The organism is Streptomyces sp. GB4-14, assembly GCF_022696125.1.
Taxonomy (GTDB): Bacteria; Actinomycetota; Actinomycetes; order Streptomycetales; family Streptomycetaceae; genus Streptomyces; species Streptomyces werraensis.
Genome location: NZ_RZHO01000001.1, coordinates 397,798 through 416,499, shown reverse-complemented (window position 1 = coordinate 416,499; position 18,702 = coordinate 397,798). Strand labels below are relative to the sequence as shown.

Genomic DNA, 18,702 nt, shown 5'->3' with positions numbered 1-18,702 from the left:
CTAGATGGTCTCCATCCGCTCGTTGAGCTCGGCGAGTTCACGTTCAAGGAGTTCCTCGGGGCTCAGGTCCCCGTCTTCCTGCCCATGGCCGATGTCCGCGCTTGGGGCCGGCAGGACCGGGGGCTCTGGTGCCGCCGCAGCCTCGTCGTCGAGCGCCAGCCGCAGCTTCCCGGCCAGGAAGGAGGCGAGGTCGCGAATGGTTGGGTAGTTGTAGATGAGGGTGGCCGACAGCCGGATACCGAAAGTCCCTTCGAGCCTGTTGCGCAGCTCCAGCGACATCAGGGAGTCGATCCCGAGGGACTTCAGCGGCCGATCGAGATCTACCCTGCGCGCGGGGAGCTTCACGACGCGGGCGACGCTCTCCCGCACCGCCGACTCCAGTGCCGCCCGGCGCTCCGCGCCGTCCGCCAGCCCGGCGAGGCGCTCGCGCAGGGCGGCGGGACCGTCTCCCCGGTTGTCGGACTGTGCCAGGTCCTCCCTGCCCGGAGGTGCGGACGGTGGCGTAGCAAGTACGGGTACAGACGCGAGCTGGACGATGCGCAGTCTGGCGACCTCGGTGAGCAGGGTGCCGTCCGGGTCGTGGAGCGAGACGTCGGCCTCCCACTGTCCGTCGCCCGCTGCCCGGCAGACGGCGTGCGCCCGTACTTCGCCGCGGACCGTGCCGTGGACGACGACCCGGCCAATGCCCTCGCTCAGGAACCCACCCGCTGTCGTCCAGTCAGCGCCGAGGAGCGGTGCCACGGCCGTCTGGAGGACGGCGTCGAGCAGCGCGGGGGGCAGGACGTGTCCCATGCCGCGCCACCGCTCCTGTCCCTGCGGGCCGATCCTTGCAACCGCCTCGCCGTCGCCGCGCGCGATGTGGACGATGCCCTGGAAGGCGGGACCGTAGCCGAGACCGCAGGCCGCCAATGCCCGGTAGTAGTCCGCTCCGTCGAGCGCGTCCGTCATCTGCCCGGCGAGGCCGCCGGGGGCGGCCGGATCCGGGGCGGTGCCATGGTCGGCCACCGACAGCATGGCTTCGGCCACGCAGACGGGACCGTTCTCCTCGGCGGCGAAGAAACGTATCCGCGCCTGTTGTTCCTGGGAGCCTTCCAACACCGCCTGCACGCGCGCGTGTCCCTGCTCGGGCAGTACCAGCGGCTGCTGGAAGAGCACGTCGGACAGCAGGTGCTGGTCGCCCGGCAGCACCTGGCGGGCCGCGGCGAGGGCCATGTCCACGAACGCCGCACCAGGGACGAGGGCCGCCCCGCCGATGCGATGGTCCCCCAAGGCCGCGGTCGAGGTACCCAGGTCCATCTGCCAGTAGTGGGTGCCGGGCTGGATCGCCGAATCGATCCGCTCGCCGAGCAGCCCTTGCCGGGGGGCAAGCCCCGTACCGGCGGGCCTGTCGGTCTGCTCGTGCCAGTACCGTTCCCGCTGCCACGGGTAGTGCGGCAGCCGCCGACTGGGGCGCGCAGGGGTCAGAACGCGGTCCAGGCGGGCCGGCACGCCCAGCACGTGCAGCCGCCCCAGGGACGCGAGCAGCGTCTCCCGTGCGCTCTCTTTTCTGCGCAGCGACGCCAGCACGGCCGTGTCGGCCCCGCGCACGGCGGCGACCTGTTCGACGGCGGGCAGCAGGATGGGGTGTGGACTCATCTCGACGAACGCGTGCACGCCCTTCTGCACGAGCTGGGCGATCTGGTCGCCGAAGAGGACGGGCTCGCGCAGGTTGTCGGCCCAGTAGGTGTCGGTCATCTCCTCGCCGCCGACGATCCCGCCGGTGACGGTCGAGTGCACCGGTACGGTCCCGCGGCGGGGCGCCAGCCCTGCCAGCGCCGCCAGCAGATCCGGCCGCAGCGGGTCCATCTGCGGACTGTGAGAGGCGACGTCCACCTTCACCCAGCGGCAGAAGATGTCTTGTGCCTCCAATTGCCCGGCGATCTCGGCCAGCACGTCCCGGTCCCCGGAGAGCACCGTGGAGCGCGGGCTGTTGTTCACGGCGATGGACACGGCGTGCTCCCGGCCCGCCAGCGCCTTTCGTGCCTCGTCCATGGTGAGCTCGACGGCGAGCATCGCGCCCTGTCCGCTGGCGCGGCGCAGCAGACGGCTGCGCAGGCAGATGATCCGCGCCGCGTCCTCGAGGCTCAGCGCTCCGGCGACGTGCGCGGCGGCGACCTCGCCCATGCTGTGTCCGACCACCGCGTCGGGCTCCACGCCCCAGGAGCGCCACAGCGCGGCGAGGGCCACCTCAACGGCGAACAGCACGGGCTGGATGACGTCGATGCGGTCGACCATCAGATCCCCGTCGCCGACGGTCAGTTCGGCCTCGATGGACCAGTCCACGAAGGCACGGGCTGCCGCGTCGCACTCCCGGATGGCCGCCTGGAAGACCGGTTCGCTCTGCATGAGTTCCTGGCCCATCCCGACCCACTGGGAGCCCTGGCCGGGAAAGACGAAGGCCACCTTGGGCCGCTTCTCGGCCGCCCGGCCGGAGACGTACAGCCCCGGGGGGTCCTCGCCACGGGCGTGCGCGGCAAGGGCCTCGGCCAGTTCCTCCTCGTCCCGCACCGAAAGCGCCAGCCGGTAGGGGCGGTGAGCCCGCGGCAGGGCCGCCTGCGCCAGCGCCGACAGAGCATCCGTCGCCGCCCCGCCCTCCGAGCCCGTCCCGGCAAGGCTCGCGGCGGTTCGCCCGGCCAGCTCACGCAGGGCCTCGGGCGACTTGGCAGACAGCGTGAACAGCTCCGCGACCGGCTCGTCCCGCACGCTCGGCGGCCGTACCTTCGTACCGAGCCGGGCAAGCGCGTCAAGGGTCTCGGTCAGCCCCGTCCGGTCGTCGTCGCCGCGGCGCATCGTGGTCATGACGGTCGTGGTGCGGCCGAAGTCGTCGACACTCTGCTGGAGCGCCGGGGCGAGCACCGGGTTGGCGCTGATCTCCAGCAGGACGTCGAACTTCTCCCGCAGCAGGTGTGCCGTGGCGTCGGCGAGCCGCACCTGTTCGCGCAGGTTCCGCGCGAAGTACGCGGGGCCCACCTCCCGCCAGTCCAGGGGCCGCCCGGTTACCGAGGAGATGACGGGGATTCGGCCGGGCCGGCCGGCGATGCCCTCCAGGGCCTTCTCCAGGTCCGCCATGATGGGGTCGATCGCCGCACTGTGGGCTGGCAGATCGACGCGGATCATGGCGCAGAGCACGCCCTCCGCCTTCAGTTCGGCGACGATCTCCTCCAGCTCTGTGCGGCTGCCCGCCAGTGCCGTGGTGCGCGGCCCGTTGCGGGTCGCGACGCACACCGAGGAGTCCCGCCCGGCCAGGCGCTCCTCCAGTGCGTCGGCGGACAGCTCGACCACGGCCATGCCTTGGTCCGGACCGGCCACCCGGCGCTGCTGGTCGCTGTAGTGGTGGACCAGCCGTACGGCATCGGGTAGGTCGAGCACGCCGGCGATGACACACGCGGCGATCTCCCCGAGGCTGTGCCCGACCACGGCGCCGGGTCGCACCCCGGCGGCCTCCAGCCAGGTCGCCAGGGCCACCTGTATCGCGAAGACGACGGGTTGCATGACCCCGACGTCACCGGTGCGGGCTTGCGTCTCGTTCAGGAACAGCTCCTCGACGAGCGACCACCCGGTGTGGCGGGCGAGTTCGCGGTCGCACTCCTGCAGAACGGACCGGAAGACCGGTTCCGTGCGATAGAGGTTGCGCGCCATACCGACCCACTGCTGCCCGTACGGCGAGCAGACGAACGCGATCCGGGGACGGCCGGGTATGCCACGCGCCGCACTGTCGGGCACCGCCAGCCGGGCAGGCTCCCGGTGCCCCTCGACCACCAGATGGACGTTGGTGCCGCCCCAGCCGAAGGAGCTGACCCCGGCATACAGCCCGCCCTCCTCGGGCCACGGCTCGGCCTTGGTGGGCACCGTCAGGCGCAGTTCATCGAAGGGGATGTGCGGGTTCGGGGTCTCGAAGTGCAGATTCCGCGGCACCCGCCGGTGCTTGAGCACCAGAGCGGTCTTGATCAAGCCGGCGATTCCCGCCGCCGCTTCGAGGTGTCCCATGTTGGTTTTGACCGATCCGAGGCGCAGGGGCCGGTCTTCAGGTCGGTCCTTTCCCAGCACGGCACCGAGGGCCATGGCCTCGATGGGGTCGCCGAGCGCGGTTCCGGTGCCGTGCGTTTCGACGTAGTGCACCTGATGGGGGGCGATGCCGGCATTGCGGTAGGCGGCGCGCAGAACACCTTCTTGTGCTGCCGGGTTGGGGGCGGTGAGTCCGTTACTCAGGCCATCGTTGTTGGCAGCGGAACCCCGAATCGTGCACCAGATGTGATCCCCGTCCGCCAGAGCGCGCGACAGCGGCTTGAGGACGACGACTCCGCAGCCTTCGCCCCGGCCGAACCCGTCTGCCCTCGCGTCGAACGCCTTGCAGCGGCCGTCGGGGGACAGCCCACCGAACCGGCTGAGAGACACCATGGTTTCAGGGCTCAGCAGCAGATTGACCCCACCGGCGATTGCCATGGACGACTCGCCGCTCTGGATGCTCTGGCAGGCCAGGTGTACTGCTAATAAGGACGACGAACAGGCGGAGTCGAGGACCACGCTCGGGCCGCGCAACCCGAGAACGTAGGACAGCCGGTTGGCGATCATGTTCAGTGCCCGTCCTGTAGCGGAGTGCGAGGACAGGCCGCCGGTGTTTCCAGAGGCGAGGTCGGCGTAGTCGTGCCAGATCGCTCCGGCGAACACGCCGGTGTCGCTGCCAGCCAGGCTCCGCTCATTGACCCCCGCATCCTCGAGCGCCTCCCAGGCGACTTCGAGGAAAAGCCGCTGCTGCGGGTCCATTTCTTGGGCTTCCCTTGGAGAAATCCCAAAGAAAAGCGGGTCGAATTTGTCAATCGACCCATCCAGGAAACCGGCTTCTGTCGTAGTCATGCAGCCGGGAACATCAGGGTCTCCATGGGCCGGGGAAACCTTTTTCCACCGGCTTTCCGGCACGTCCCGGACGGCGTCCACGCCTGATTCCAGTAGGTTCCAGAACCCCTCGACGCCGTCCGCACCCGGGAAGCGGCATGCCATGCCCACGACGGTGATGGGCTCACCGGAACGGAGATCTCCCTGACCCGAGGAGCGGGTCGCCTCCTTCGAGTCTGCAGGGAGGACGCCGCCGGCGACCACCCGTTCCGCGAGGTCACTAATCGTCGGATTCGCCCACAGAAGCGCTGGTGACCAGCGCTTTCCCGTGGCGCGAGAGAGTGCCGCCATGAGGCTGGTGGCCCGCATCGAGTCCATCCCGAGGCTGGAGAAGAGCTCACCCTCGGAAACATCGCCGACCTCACGGCCGACCAGTGCGGCAACCTCACAACGCAGCCACGAAGAGACACCCTTGAGCGTTTCCAGATCATTACCGGCCGACGTCTTTTCGGTATCACCAAATAACACCGCTTACCCCCGTCCTAACGACGCCGGGCGCCGAGCGCCCACATTAGGAAACAAAACAACTATCGCTGAATCTGTTTACCAGTCAACGACACATGGAAGGCAGCCCCTGCACCCCACCCTGTGCACTGAGAGGGCCGCCCGATGGCACGACACTATGGATCCACAAGAGCGTAAGTCAAGCACCTTTACTCTTGGTCATGCTGACAAATTTGGAACACTTAGCTCCGCCCGATTCATCCCTGTTCGCGCCGCAGGGCCATGGCCTGGACGCGGTACGCCGCTACGCGCGGTGATGCGGAATTGCGAAGTCCGTGTGTCGACTCTGCTCAGGAGCGAGACACAAAGGTGCCCGCCGCTGTACACCCCGGCGGGCACCCCGTGTTCTCGCTTGCGAGTGCAGGTGGTCCTCAGGCACGTGCCGCCGGCGCGCCGGCGGCCTCGCCCGCGGTCGGCTTCGGTGCCGGCGGAACGGGCGGCTTCGGTGCCGTCTTCGGCAGCCAGCGCAGGGACACAGCGGCGGCGAGCAGCGCAACACCGGCAGCCACGAGCATGGTGATCTCCATGCCCGACAAGTAGGTGTCGACGGCCTGGTCGATCAGAGCAGGAGCCTGGTCACCGAGTTTCGCGGCCTCGGCCGCGCGCAGAGTGCCGCCGATCGACCCGGCGGCCTCGTCGCGCAGGGCCTCCGGGAGCACGCTCACGGAGTCCTCCATCCCCGAGCGGTACACCACACCGAGAATGCTTCCGATGACCGCGACCCCGAGTGCGCCAGCGACCTGGCGCATGGTCTGCGACACCGCCTGACCGGCACCGGCCTTGACCGGCGGCACGGCAGACATCAGCGAAGCGGTGGCCGGCGCCATGATGCATCCCCAGCCCAGACCGAAGATCAACTGTGCGACGATCAGCAGCCAGGTGGGCGTCTCTGCGTTCAGCTGGCTCGTGAGGACGAAGGAGACCGCCATGACGCATGAACCGGCGGCCACCACGGCGCGCGGCCCAAACCGCATCACGAGCTTGGGGCAGCGGGCGGACATGACCACGGAGCCGATGCCCATGGGCAGCATCAGCAGGCCGGCCTTCATCGGGGAGAAAGCAAGCACGGCCTGGTAGTAGAACTGCGTGATGAAGATCGCCCCAATGAGGGCGAAGAAGCAGAGCGCGATGGCCCCCGAACCCGCCGAGAACCGGGCACTGCGCAGCAGGCTGACGTCCAGCGACGGTGCCGCCATCCGCGACTCGATCACCACGAGCAGCACGAGCAGCACGAGACCGCCGACGAGCCCGCCCAGCGTGTCGGCAGCCAGCCAGTCGTTGTCCTCGCCGCCCGTCACGATGCCGTAGACCAGCAGGCCGACCGCGACGATGGACAGCAGCACGCCGAGCGGGTCGAACTTGGCGGGCGCGGGGTTCTTGGACTCGGGGACAAGCCACCCCATGAGAATCAGACCCACGACGACCAGCGGGGCGTTGATGAGGAAGATCGACCCCCACCAGAACTGCTCGAGCAGCAGCCCGCCGAGCACCGGCCCGACGGCGAAGGCGACGCCTGCGGCCGAGGCCCAGGCCGCGATCGCCTTGGGCCGCTCCATGGGCGGGAAGACGCTCATGATGATGGCCAGGGTGACGGTCGGTACGACCGCAGCCCCCACGCCCATGACGCCGCGCCACACGATGAGTTCCGTGATGGTGTCGGCGTAGGCGCCCAGCACCGAACTGGCGCCGAACACCACCAGGCCGGCCATGAGTGTCAGCTTCCGCCCGAACCGGTCCGCGCACACGCCACCGGTGAAGAGGAAGGCCGCGAAGGTGATCAGATACGTGTCGAGCGACCACTGGAGCTCGGCGTTGGTCGCGTCCAGGCTCTGCTGGATCGGGGTAAGCGCCACATTGATGATCGTCAGGTCCATGACCACGATCAGTACGGTGATGGCGAGCAGAGCCAGAATCGCCCGGCGGCGCCCGCTGCTCACTTCGGTATTCATACCTGCCCTTAATCGGATTGGTCGGGTTGCGCTTGATGTCTGATATCTCTGGCTTCGCGGTCACGCGGGGACGGCGACACAGAGCCCGGAGAGGCGAACAGCCCGACCAGATCCATCGGGGGTTGGCCTGGTCGGGCTGTTCAGTCGGGCATGGTCACTCGGCCCACGGGAGCGGGATCTTGTCCTCGCTGCCGGGCATCATCGCCTTGCCGCCGACGACCATGGCGACCAGCGCCTCCGCCGGGCCGCCCACAGCCTTCAGCTGCCGTACAGCACCAGCGGGAATGATGACGGCCTGGCCGGCCTTGGCCTGCCCGGTCTCGCCTTCCACCTCGACCTCGAACTCGCCCGACAGGGGCATCCACACCTGCTCACGGTCGATGATGTGCACCGGCGTGACCGAGTCCGCACCTAGTTCCACCCGCCAGGTGCTGACCTCGGCGCTCCCCTGGCTGGGTGCCGCCAGGCCGAACATCGAACCGGCGGGGGTCTTGGTCGTCCGCTGCTCGCTCTCGCTGACCACGTTCATAACGCCTCCCATGTAAAGCATCTTTACTCGCAGCGAGTAAAGCGACTTTATATCGGTGTGTCAAGATGAACCGATGGAGACCGACGACCCCCTCGAGCAAACCGAGCTCACCTTCCTGCTCGGGATGGCCTTCCAGCTGGTCCTCTCCGAGTTCGTGAGCCGCCTTGACGCCGCCGGCTATGCCGACCTGCGCCCCATGCACGGCCTGGTCTTCCAGGTGCTGCACGGCTCCGGCGCGACCAGCAGTGAGCTGGCCGAGGAACTCGGGGTCACCAAACAGGCCGCCGGCCAGATCATCGACGACCTGGAGAAGCGGGGCTACGTGGAACGCCGTCCACATCCCGCCGGTGGTCGGCGCAAGCTCGTTGTCCTGACCGACAAGGCCCTGAAGCACCTCGCCGTGGCCGGGCGGATCCTGCACGAGCTGGAGGCACAATTGGCCGAGCGGCTCCACGAAGTCGGCCGGCAGGTCCCGCGAGCTGAACTCGCAGCCGTTATCCGTTCCTTGGCCGGCGACTCGATCCCGCCGTTGCGCCCCGTCTGGTGAAGCAGCACCGGCGGTGTGACGATTCATGATCGCGGCCACCACGGCAGGTGAAGCGGGGGGCTGCGCACCGAGCTCATGCGCCGATCGCTGTCCGCATGTAAGGGCAGTGGCGCACGGTCGTGCAGCTTCATCCAACACGAGATGCGCTAACACCAAACTGTCGCCCCTGGCTCACGGTAGCGCCGTGATGATCGGGGCGCCCGAAGGAGTCGCACCCCTGGGCTCCCACAGAACCGTGCGGAACAGTCACCCGTCACACGGCTCTTGTCCTCCTGCCCACCGGAACCCTGGTGTCCATGCCCACTGGGCGCAAAGCCTCGGGTACCGACGCGTGACGCGTTTCTAGCACGTGTGGGCTTTCTTGAACGACCGGAGCCTTCAGCCGCGCGACACTCCCGGGGCCTGCCGTCGCCGAAAGGCCTCTTTGATGTCCCGTGGGCTGCCGACGAGGTCCGCATACGCCACCGGGTTCACCGAAGCGGTCCGGTCGGCCGGCGTGAGAGCCTCGTCGACCGCGGCGAGTGCTTCCTTCCAGCGGAGGCCAGGGCTCGGGCGGGTATCGAAAGTGGATCAAGCCGTAATGGCGAGTTCGACGAGGTGCCGGGCTGTGCCGGCGGGATCGGTGATCTGATGGAGGTGCGCGCCGGGCAGGTGTGCCACGCGCCTTGGCGGCAAGGTCGTCATACGTATGGCCGAACAGCAAGTAGGAGCAGGGATGGTCGTCCCAGCCGCCGGGGACCGGGATGTGCTGCTCGTAGTAGGACAACGGCAGGGTGGGCTGCTCCTCGATGACGGTCCGCCGCACCAGCGGATCGGAGAACATGGGTGCGACGTCTGCCTCGTCCCACCAGTCGGTCCAGCGGGGCAGCCTGCCGTTCACCGCCATTGGGCGGAGGAACTCCAGCACCTCGGGCGGGGCGACGGGGGTCGGTCCGATCCGGGCCGGCAGGGCGGCATCGACGAAGATCGAGCTGATCACCGGATGGTCCAGGCCCGAGCGGATCACCGGGAGAAACAGGCCGGCCTGCGTTGCTGTGTACCACCAACGTGACGGGACTGCCGGCCGGGACCTGCCGCAGGTCGTCGCGGACGGCGTCCACAATGCGGGGCCAGAAGGGCGGAGCACCGGCGCCGATGTGCAGCAGGGACGGCACCCGCACCTGGTATCCCGCCGCCGCCAGGTGTTCGGCCACGGGCGCCAGGTTGAGGGGCCCACGGACGGACTGTGCACGAGAACGAAGAACGGCTGCATGTGGCGATCCTGTAGCCCATGCCAGGGGAGGCAGGGCGTCTGGCGCCGCAAGGTCACCCAGTCCCACCGCGGCCGAGGCGGCCACGGTGAGCGGCCGATGAGAGGTACGTCGCCGAGCACACCGGCGGTGCCGGATTCGACATCGTGGGCGGCCCCGTCCTGCACCGGCCATGTGGTGAGCGCGCCGGGCTGGGGCACCCATGCGCCGGCACCCCTGTCGTTCCGGGCAGCCACCTACTCGGTCTTCACACTGCGGCGAGATCCTGCGCGAAGCCGCTGCGCTGGTGGACGAGGGCAAGCTGCGTCCCCTGCTGGACGGGACCCGCTACACCCTCGCCGACGTGGCGGACGCCCACAGGTCCGTGGAGAGGGGTACGGCCGACGGAAAGGTCGTCGTCGACGTCGAGCCGTGACCCCGCCCCGCACCGCTCGTCCCGTCCGCGGACCGTGAGCCGTCGCCGCATGCCGGAGGAGCACCCGCGCCGTTCTGCCAGCGGCAGAACAGCGGCCCGACCGGACCCGACGATCACTACCGTCCGGTCTCATGACGACGATCACCACGCGCACGGTCGAGTACCTGGCCGACGGTCTGACGATGATCGGGCACCTCGCACTCCCGGCCGGTGCCGATCGCCGGCCCGCGGTGCTGCTCGGGCCGGAGGGCACGGGGCTCAGTGACGTCGAGCGCCGCCGGGCCGACGCGCTCGCCGAGCTGGGCTACGTGGCGCTCGCCTTCGACCTTCACGGCGGGCGCTATCTGGACGACCCCGAGGAGATGCTGGCCCGTTGCCTGCCGCTGCTCGCCGATCCCGACCGGATGCGGGACATCGGCCGCGCGGCGCTCGACACGCTGCGCGCCGAACCACGGACCGACCCCGACCGGATCGCCGCCGTCGGCTACGGCACCGGCGGCGCGATCGCGCTGGAACTCGGCCGCGCCGGCGTCGACCTGCGCGCCATCGGGACGGTCAACGGACTGATCACAGGCCGGCCGGGCGAGGCGGCGCGCATTCGCTGCCCGGTGTGGGCCGGGGTCGGATCGGAGGACCCGATCATGCCGCCCGCGCAACGGGAGGCGTTCACCGCCGAGATGCAGGCCGCGGGCGTCGACTGGCGCCTCGTGGTTTACGGCGGTGCCCTGCACGCCTTCCACCACCCTCCGGTGGACCACGCCGCGCTCCCTGGCGTCGGCCACCACCCACGGCACGCGCAGCGCGCCTGGCACGACGTCGTCGGCCTCCTCACCGAGTGTCTGACCTCAGCGGAGTGACCCCGTCGCCCACCACGCTTCCGAACCGCAAGCCAGGGCCGCCCCCTCCGCCTCAGTCCCCCTCCGCTCCACTCCCCCGCGTGTCGAACGCGACGAACCTCAGCTCCGAGGTGTAGCGGCGGCCCTCGTCGTCCGTGAGCCAGGTCTGTTCCGGGGTCGGGAGCATTTCCGTGAACGTCGCCGTGGCCGACGGGTCCTTGCGGGCGAGTCGGCGCAGGGCCTTGGCCAGGATGGTGACGTAGACCGGGCTGTCGAAGTCGACGTAGAACGGACGGGACTCCGTCGGGGAGACGACGAACACGAAGCGGGGCAGGCCGAGGCGGGTGCGCCAGTGGCGGGCCCGTACAAAGCGCCGGGCCTCGTCCTTGTCGTCGGCGAACGTGGCGTCCGCGGCGGGCAGTTGCCAGGCCTCGCGGGCGATGACCAGGCGGTCGACCGTGACCCGGGGTGTGTGGGCGGCCGGCCGCAGCGGCTGGAAGAGGTCCATCGAGAGCGTGGTCAGGACATGGGAGAAGACGTCGATCGCGGGGAAGATAGCGCCGTCGGGCAGCCGGACCACGAGGGCGCCGTCCCGTTCCTCGACCAGCGCGTCGGCGCTGCGGACGGCGCGGGGGCGGGCCGGGTCGGCCGTGAAGTCGGTGAGGGCGACCTGGTAGTCCTCCGGGCGTACCAGCGTGTGCCGGACGCGGGCGGAGAGCCGGGCCCGGTGTTCCTTGGGGATGAGCGGCATCAGTCGGGGGCCGGGGTGGTCCTGGTCGGTCAGGGCGAACAGCTCGTGGACGTCGGGGTGTTGATGGGTGAAGAGTGAGGCGCCCAAGGTGTTGGCGGCCAGGTGGAGTTCGCCGAGGACCAGGGTGAGGTCACCGCGCGCGGCGGCCTCGGGGCCGTCGGCGGCCATCATGATGTCCGGGCTGAGATAGCGGGCCGCCGTCCAGCCCCCGCCGCCCTCGAACTCCCGCCGCACGGGCTCCTCGATGTCGACGGCCCGCCGCGTGACCCTGCGCGCGTCGTCCGGGACCGCGAGGATCCGCTGCCAGCGCTCGGCGAACTCTCGCTGCAACTCGCTCGCCGCAGTACGGGCGGTGCCGTGCAGCACGGGCAGGCACGCGAACCAGAAGGAGGCCAGGTCGACCGGGTCGCCGCCGGCGGCGAGGCGGTGGTGCACCGTGCGGATCTCGGTCTCCACGACGGCGGCCAGCCGGGCGGTGAGCCAGCTCGCGCTGTCCATCAGCAGGCGCAGCGGGGACAGTGCCTCCACGACGGCCGGGCCGAGGCGCGCCGTGGCCGAGCGCCGGGTGTCGCTGTAGACGAGGGCGCGGCAGGGGGCGGTGGAGGCCGACTTCTCGCGGGTCGCGGCCGTGTCGGTGAGTGCGGTGAAGTCGCGTTCGAGGTCCTGGAGTGCGGTGAGGAGTGTGGTCTCGTCGGTGGCCGCCGCCACCTTCGCCCTGCCCCGCTCCAGGAGGTCGAGGGCGTCCAGGCCGCGTCGCCTGAGGTCCGGGTCGCCGACGGTCGACAGCCAGCCGCGCAGGGCGCGTTCGGGGTGGGTGCCGGCCGGGACCTCCAGTCGCCAGGTCACCCAGCGGCGGGCGACCAGGTCGTGCAGCGTCCGGGCCACGTCGGTGCCGGGGAGGTCGGCGGCGATGTCGCGGGCCGGACGCACGCCGTCGCAGCGGGCGAGGACCGCTGCCTCGGCGTCGGACACCGTGGTCGGACGGCGGCCGGGCACGCGCGCCTCGTTCCCGTTCAGCACCACGAACGGGACCGGTCTCGGGGCGATCCACTCGCGCAGCGCCGGGTCCGCGTCCAGCATCCTGGCCACCGCGTCGATGCCCCAACTCGCCCAGTAGACGGTGGAGTCTGCGATCAGCCCGGTACCCGGGGTGATATGTGCGCCGGATGCCGCGGGGTCCCAGCGGCCCCAGCCGACGGGGCCGAAGAAGCCGATGGTGTCGTTCTTCACGCAGAACCGCTGCCAGTAGTGCGCGACGAGCTCCTCGCGCTGGCGGGGCATGCTGCTGCGCTTGTCGGTGTCGGGGTTCCAGCGCAGGAACGGCGCGATGCCGGAGTCGAGCAGCGGGCGGTTCTGCCAGGCCAGTGCCTGGCGGAACGCCGGGGTGCGGGCGATGTCCTGGAGGACGTGCGCGGTCTCCACTGCGGCGGTGCCCAGTTCGGCGGCGAAGGCTTCCCAGTCGGGTCCTGACAACGGCGTGTCCGGGGCGAACTTGTCGGCGGCCTGGGCGAGTCCGGGCGGGGCGAGGCGGAGCACGCCGTCGGCCGGGAACCCGGGCCCGCGCAGCGCGAACTGGTTCCACAGGCGCCATCTGCCGAGGTACGGCACGAGGTCTTCGGACATGACGGCACTCCTTTGACGCGTTACGGGACGAGGGGGGTGTGGTCGTGGAGGGGCGTGTGTGGTGGGTCCTGAGGTGTCGGTCGGTGCCTGTGTCCGGCAGGGTCGGCGGGCGGCCCAGGTGCCTGCGCCTGTCGGGCGACGTCGGGGCGGCGCAGGCGCCGCGGGGCCGCCGCGCCGGCCCTCCGCTCAGTCGCGGCCGAAGTCCGCGTCGACGACCTCGGCGAGGTCGCGCGGGGTCGGGTAGGCGAAGACCAGGGAGACCGGGATGTCGTCGCAGCCCAGCGTCTCCTGGAGGCGGCCGGTGACCTGAAAGGCCGCCAGGGAGTCGCCGCCGGCCTCGTAGAAGTCGGTGTCCGCGGTGAGGCCGGGATAGCCGAGGACGTCGCGGAAGATGTCGACGAGCAGGTCGAGGGTGCTGACGGCGGTGGCGGAGTTCTGGGTCATGGCGTGTCCTTCCGGAGGGTGGTGGTTGCGGTGAGGGTGTGGAGTCGGGCGGTGGTGTTGCCGCCGGAGACGACGGCCACCGCGGCTTCGCGGCGCCGGGCGGCCCGCAGGGCTCCGGCGAGGGCGACGGCGCCGCTGGGTTCGGCGTCGACGCCGTGGCGGTGCAGCAGAGCTGCCGCGGCGAGGATCTCGGCCTCGCCGACGGCGACGAGGTCGTCGACCCGGTCGCGGATGATCGGATAGGTGAAGTGGCCGGGCCGCTGCCCGCGCAGGCCGTCGGCGACGGTCCGGGTCGGCGGCAGCTGGACCGGGTGTCCGGCGGCCAGGGAGCGGGCGTAACGCGGGGTGAGCGCGGGTTCGACGCCGACGACGCGGACGGGGTGTCCGGCGGCGGCGAGGCAGACTCCGGCCAGGAGGCCGCCGCCGCCGACGGGGACGTAGACCGTGTCGGTGTCGGGGGCGTCGGTGAGGACTTCGGCGCCGACCGTGCCCTGGCCGGCGATCACCAGGGGGTGGTCGGAGGAGGGGACGAGGGCGGCGCCGGTCGTCTCGGCGATCGTCCGGGCACGTTCCTCGCGTTCGGCCACTCCCCCGCCGGCCTGGACGACCCGTGCGCCCAGGGCGCGGATGGCGGCGGCCTTGGCGGGGGCCGCGCCGGCGGCCAGGACGACGGTCAGTTCCAGCCCGAGGGTGCGGGCGATGCGGGCGAGGGCGATGCCGTGGTTGCCGGAGGAACCGGTGACGACGCGGTCGGCGGCGAGGGCGAGGACGGCGTTGGCGGCGCCACGTGCTTTGAAGGAGCCGCCGGTCTGGAGGTGTTCGGCCTTCAGGAGCAGGCCTGGACCGCAGACGGTGGTCGTCGGGCCGGGCAGCAGGGGCGTGCGCACGGTGTACGGGGCGATGCGGGCGGCGGCGACGGCGAGGTCGGCGGGCCCGTGGACGCCGAGCGCGGAGTGCGGGACGGCGGCCGGCGTGGCCGGACGGACCGTGGTCGTCGGGCGGACTGTGGCGGCCGGGCGGCCCGTCGTGGTCGGTGCGTTCATGCGGTGCTCCCTGCGACCAGGCGTCCGCGGTCCGCCTTGCCCCCACGGGTGGTGGGCAGGGCCGTGTGGCGCAGGAAGCGGCGCGGCATCAGGTGCGGGGGCAGGGTGCGGGCCAGGTGGCGGCGCAGGGCGGCGTCCGGCGTCGTGTGGTCGCCGGTGACGTGGGCGGCCAGGTACACGCGGCCCCGGTCGTCGGTGTGCGGGGTGACGACGGCTTGGCTCACGGCGGGGTGGGTGAGCAGCGCGCCCTCCACCTCGGCGGGGTCCACGCGGTAGCCGCGGATCTTGATCTGGCGGTCGCCGCGGCCTTCGTAGCGCAGCCCTTGCGGGGTCCACCGGCCCAGGTCGCCGGTGCGGTACATGCGGGAGCCGGGCGGACCGTAGGGGTCGGGGAGGAACGCGGCCGCCGTGCGGGCCGGAAGCCCTCCGTACCCGCGGGCGAGGCCCGTGCCGCCGATGTAGACCTCGCCCACGGTTCCGTCGGGGACGGGGGTCAGGTCGGGGCCGAGGACGCGGACGGTGGCGCCGGTCCGGGGCAGGCCGACCACGTCGTGGGCCGGGTCGGGGTCCGCCGGGACGTCGTGGCGGGTGGTCGTCATGGTGCACTCGGTCGGCCCGTACTGGTTGACCAGCCGGCCCGGGACGAGGGACCGGCCGCCCGCGGTGAGGAAGGGCCGCAGGGACTCACCGCTGGACGCGACGAGGGTGACGCCGGCCAGCGGGTCGGGCAGGTCGCGCTGTCCGGCGAGGTGGGTGAGGAAGGAAGGGGTGACGCTGAGCAGGGCGGTGACGCCGTGCTCGCGCACCGTGCGGGCGAAATCGGCGGGGCGCAGCAGCCGCGCGCGCTCCACGAGGACGAGGCGGGCCCCGGCCAGCAGGGGTGCGAAGGTGTCACGGATCGAGGCGTCGTAGCCGAGCGGGGCGGTTTGCAGGGCGACGGTGTCCTGGCCGAGCCCGAAGGCGCGGACGGTGTCGCGGAGGTAGGTGTCGAGGGCCTGGTGCTCGACGAACACGGGACTCGGCTCGCCGGTGCTGCCGGAGGTGTGGCTGACGTAGGCGAGGGCGTGGGGGTCGACGGCCGCCGGGGACGCGGAGGTGTCGGCGACCGTCGGGTGCCACGCGTCGGCGGCCGTCGTGTCCGGGGCATCGGGGCCCGGCGCGTCCAGCTCGATCACGGGCGTGCCGAGGTCGAGGGCGGTTGCGTGGGCCGTCGTGGTCAGCAGGAGGCGGGCGCCGGCGCTGCGGACGAAGGAGGCCAGCCGGTCCCGGGGCTGGGTGACGTCCAGCGTGAGGAAGGCGGCGCCGCAGCGCAGGACGGCCGTCATGGCCGCGACGGCGTCGGGGCCGTGTTCCACGGCGACGGCGCAGACGGTCTCCGGGCGTACCCCGTGGGCGCGCAGCAGCCGGGTCACCTCCCGCGTCCGCCGGTCGAGCTGCCCGTAGGTGACGGGCCCGTCCGGGGTGTCCAGGGCGATCCGGTCCGGGTGCCGTGCGGCGTGTTCGGCGAGGTCGTCGGCGAGGGTGCGCATCACCGGTCCCCCTCGGCGGTGACGGTCTGGTCGACGGCGACGAAGCGGAGTTCGGAGGTGTAGCGGCGGCCGTCGGTGTCGGTGAGCCAGGCCTGTTCGGGGGTGGGGAGCATCTCGCTGACCTTCAGCCGGGCGTCCGGGTCGGTACGGGCGAGGCGGCGGGCGGCCTTGGCGAGGATGGTGGTGTAGACGGGGCTGTCGAAGTCGACGTAGAACGGGCGGGGTTCGGTCGGGGAGACGACGAAGACGAAGCGTGGCAGGGCGTGGCGGCGCCGCCAGTGGCGGGCGCGGACGAAGCGCGCGGCCTCCGACTTCTCGTCGGCGAAGTCGATTTTCGCGACGGGCAGTTGCCAGGTCTCGCGGGCCAGGATCATGCGGTCGACGCTGATGCGGGGGGTGTGGTCGCCCTCGGGGCGCAGGGTGAAGCGGTCCATCACGCGCTGGGTGAGGGTGTTGGCGTAGGCGTCGAGGAGGTCGTAGCGGGTGCCGTCGGGGAGCCGGACGGTCAGCCTGCCGTCGACGTCCTCCACCGGGACGTCGGCGCCGAGCGCGGTGCGGGGGCGGTGCGGGTCTCCGGTCTGGTCGACCAGCGCCACGTAGTGGTCCTGGTCGCGGTCGAGACAGGGGCGGCTGCGGGTGGACCACTTCAGCGGCAGTTCCTTGGCGAGCATGGGCAGCAGCCGGGGGCCGGGGAAGTCGCGGCTGGTCTCGGCGATCAGCTCGTCGCGGTCGGGGTGCTGGTGGACGAAGAGGGAGGCGCCCATGGTGTTGAGGGCGCTGTGCATCTCGCCCAGTACCAGTTCCACGTCCCCGCGGGCCAGCGCCGCCTCGTCCTCGGCGACGACGAGGACGTCGGGGCTGAAGTAGCGGGCGAGCGACCAGCCGTCGCCGGGCTCCTCGAACTCCTCGCGGACGCGGGCGGCGAGTTCGGCGGTGGTACGCCGGACGCGGCGGGCGCCGGGCGGGATATCGAGCAACCGGGTCCATTTGGCGCGCAGTTCGCCCTGGACGGCGTCGATGAGGGCGCCGGCCTCGGGGTGCGGGGAGGGCAGGGTGTGCAGCCACAGGGCGGCGAGGTCGACGGGGCCGTCGGCGGCGAGCCGGTCGTACACGGCGCGCAGCCGGGCACGGATGCCGTCGGCGAAGCGGTTGGTCATCCAGCGGGCGGCGGTCAGGCACAGCTGGAGGGGTTCCAGGTGGGCGAGCAGGCCGGGCCCGGCGGTGGCGGTGGCGGCGCGGCGGGTGTCGGAGTAGACGAGTCCGCGGCAGGGTGCGGTCCGGGCGCCCTTGGCGCGCTGGGCCTCGGCGTCGGTGAGGGTGGCGAAGTCGGCTTCCAGGGCGCCGATGGCACAGGTCAGCGCCTCGGCGTCGTCGCCCGCGCCGGCGACGGCGTCGCGCCCGCGCTCCAGGACGGCGAGCTTGGCGAGGGCGCGGTCGCGGGCCTCCTCGTCGGGGACCCGTTCCACGATGGCGCGCAGGGCGCGGTCGGGGTGGGTGGCCGCGGGCACCTCCAGACGCCAGTGGACCCAGCGCCGGCGGACCAGCTCCCGGACAAGCGCTTCCGTTTCGTCCTCGGTGAGGTCGCGGGCGGCGGCGATCTCCGGCACCGGGCGGGTTCCGTCGCAGAGCTGCAGGACGGCCGCCTCGCGTTCCGTCATCTGCTGCGCGGGCCGTCCGGGCACGCGCACGGTAAGGCCGTCGGTGCGGACGAGGGAGACGCGGCGCGGCGGGATCCAGCGCATCAGCGCGGGGTCCTCGGCGAGCACCTTGGCCAGGGCGTCGATCGCCCAGCCGGAGAAGTACACGGCGCTCGCGGCGAGGAAGGTGTCTCCGGCGCGGGTGGCGACGGCGTCCGTCGCGGCAAGGTCCCAGCGGCCCCAGCCGACGGGGCCGAAGAAGCCGATGGTGTCGTTCTTGACGCAGAACCGCTGCCAGTAGTGCGCGACGAGCTCCTCGCGCTGGCGGGGCATGCTGCTGCGCTTGTCGGTGTCGGGGTTCCAGCGCAGGAACGGCGCGATGCCGGTGCGCAGCACGGCCGGGTTCTGCCAGGCCAGGGCCGCCTGGAAGCGGGGCCGGGCGGCGACCTCCTGGAGGTGGCGGGCGGTGTCCACGGCGGCGGCGGCCAGCTCCTCGGTGAAGCCGTCCCACTCGGGGCCGGTGAGCGGGGCGCCGGGTGTGAACTTGTCGGCCGCCTCGGCCAGTCCGGGAGGGGCGAGGCGCAGCACGCCGTCGGCCGGGAAGCCCGGACCGCGCAGCGCGAACTGTTCCCACAGCCGCCAGCCTCCGCCCGGCAGCAGGACAGGTGCGTGCTCGTCCGACATCGCGTGCTCCTTCCGGAAAGGGGGTGCGG

General features: G+C 71.6%; 11 protein-coding genes. 3 read left to right on the top strand and 8 right to left on the bottom strand.

The window, feature by feature from the left end; genetic code table 11:
* From ELQ39_RS01240 to ELQ39_RS01230, 3 genes are all read right to left on the bottom strand, one after another.
* Nucleotides 1-5,400, bottom strand: a complete 5,400-nt coding sequence (locus ELQ39_RS01240; protein WP_242590658.1) for a type I polyketide synthase — start codon at nucleotides 5,398-5,400, stop codon at nucleotides 1-3.
* Between the two features lie 407 nt (nucleotides 5,401-5,807).
* The gene (locus ELQ39_RS01235) at nucleotides 5,808-7,385 is read right to left on the bottom strand and encodes an MFS transporter (protein ID WP_242590657.1); all 1,578 of its coding nucleotides are present in this window, start codon (nucleotides 7,383-7,385) and stop codon (nucleotides 5,808-5,810) included.
* Nucleotides 7,386-7,539: 154 nt separating this feature from the next.
* The gene (locus ELQ39_RS01230) at nucleotides 7,540-7,914 is read right to left on the bottom strand and encodes a cupin domain-containing protein (RefSeq protein WP_242590656.1); all 375 of its coding nucleotides are present in this window, start codon (nucleotides 7,912-7,914) and stop codon (nucleotides 7,540-7,542) included.
* 73 nt (nucleotides 7,915-7,987) lie between these two features.
* Between ELQ39_RS01230 and ELQ39_RS01225 the strand changes: the two genes are divergently transcribed.
* From ELQ39_RS01225 to ELQ39_RS01215, 3 genes are all read left to right on the top strand, one after another.
* Entirely contained in the window at nucleotides 7,988-8,461 is a 474-nt protein-coding gene (locus ELQ39_RS01225; RefSeq protein WP_242590655.1) for a MarR family winged helix-turn-helix transcriptional regulator, read from the top strand.
* Nucleotides 8,462-9,997: 1,536 nt separating this feature from the next.
* Nucleotides 9,998-10,126 (top strand): zinc-binding dehydrogenase, encoded by a 129-nt coding sequence (locus ELQ39_RS32500; RefSeq protein WP_242590654.1) that lies wholly within the window; start codon nucleotides 9,998-10,000, stop codon nucleotides 10,124-10,126.
* A gap of 131 nt (nucleotides 10,127-10,257) precedes the next feature.
* Nucleotides 10,258-10,983, top strand: a complete 726-nt coding sequence (locus tag ELQ39_RS01215) for a dienelactone hydrolase family protein (RefSeq protein ID WP_242590653.1) — start codon at nucleotides 10,258-10,260, stop codon at nucleotides 10,981-10,983.
* A gap of 52 nt (nucleotides 10,984-11,035) precedes the next feature.
* Here the strand turns inward: ELQ39_RS01215 and ELQ39_RS01210 are convergent, their stop codons facing one another.
* From ELQ39_RS01210 to ELQ39_RS01190, 5 genes are all read right to left on the bottom strand, one after another.
* The gene (locus ELQ39_RS01210; protein WP_242590652.1) at nucleotides 11,036-13,336 is read right to left on the bottom strand and encodes a lantibiotic dehydratase; all 2,301 of its coding nucleotides are present in this window, start codon (nucleotides 13,334-13,336) and stop codon (nucleotides 11,036-11,038) included.
* A 186-nt stretch (nucleotides 13,337-13,522) separates the two neighbouring features.
* Nucleotides 13,523-13,780, bottom strand: coding sequence for an acyl carrier protein (locus ELQ39_RS01205; protein ID WP_225628231.1), 258 nt, complete (start codon nucleotides 13,778-13,780; stop codon nucleotides 13,523-13,525).
* Nucleotides 13,777-14,823, bottom strand: coding sequence for a threonine ammonia-lyase (locus tag ELQ39_RS01200; protein WP_242590651.1), 1,047 nt, complete (start codon nucleotides 14,821-14,823; stop codon nucleotides 13,777-13,779). The genes ELQ39_RS01205 and ELQ39_RS01200 overlap by 4 nt, the downstream gene beginning before the upstream one ends.
* Nucleotides 14,820-16,352 (bottom strand): amino acid adenylation domain-containing protein, encoded by a 1,533-nt coding sequence (locus ELQ39_RS01195; RefSeq protein WP_242590650.1) that lies wholly within the window; start codon nucleotides 16,350-16,352, stop codon nucleotides 14,820-14,822. Before ELQ39_RS01195 ends, ELQ39_RS01200 begins: the two co-directional genes overlap by 4 nt.
* Complete coding sequence (locus ELQ39_RS01190) at nucleotides 16,352-18,673, bottom strand: lantibiotic dehydratase (protein ID WP_242590649.1); 2,322 nt, start codon at nucleotides 18,671-18,673, stop codon at nucleotides 16,352-16,354. The genes ELQ39_RS01195 and ELQ39_RS01190 overlap by 1 nt, the downstream gene beginning before the upstream one ends.
* Nucleotides 18,674-18,702 lie beyond the last annotated feature (29 nt).

Bases quoted from the DNA above. Each gene is read 5' to 3' on its own strand.
- ELQ39_RS01215 (WP_242590653.1), top strand. From the start codon at position 10,258: ATGACGACGATCACCACGCGCACGGTCGAGTACCTGGCCGACGGTCTG.
- ELQ39_RS01205 (WP_225628231.1), bottom strand. From the start codon at position 13,780: ATGACCCAGAACTCCGCCACCGCCGTCAGCACCCTCGACCTGCTCGTC.
- ELQ39_RS01200 (WP_242590651.1), bottom strand. From the start codon at position 14,823: ATGAACGCACCGACCACGACGGGCCGCCCGGCCGCCACAGTCCGCCCG.
- ELQ39_RS01195 (WP_242590650.1), bottom strand. From the start codon at position 16,352: ATGCGCACCCTCGCCGACGACCTCGCCGAACACGCCGCACGGCACCCG.
- ELQ39_RS01210 (WP_242590652.1), bottom strand. From the start codon at position 13,336: ATGTCCGAAGACCTCGTGCCGTACCTCGGCAGATGGCGCCTGTGGAAC.
- ELQ39_RS01225 (WP_242590655.1), top strand. From the start codon at position 7,988: ATGGAGACCGACGACCCCCTCGAGCAAACCGAGCTCACCTTCCTGCTC.
- ELQ39_RS01190 (WP_242590649.1), bottom strand. From the start codon at position 18,673: ATGTCGGACGAGCACGCACCTGTCCTGCTGCCGGGCGGAGGCTGGCGG.
- ELQ39_RS01230 (WP_242590656.1), bottom strand. From the start codon at position 7,914: ATGAACGTGGTCAGCGAGAGCGAGCAGCGGACGACCAAGACCCCCGCC.
- ELQ39_RS01235 (WP_242590657.1), bottom strand. From the start codon at position 7,385: ATGAATACCGAAGTGAGCAGCGGGCGCCGCCGGGCGATTCTGGCTCTG.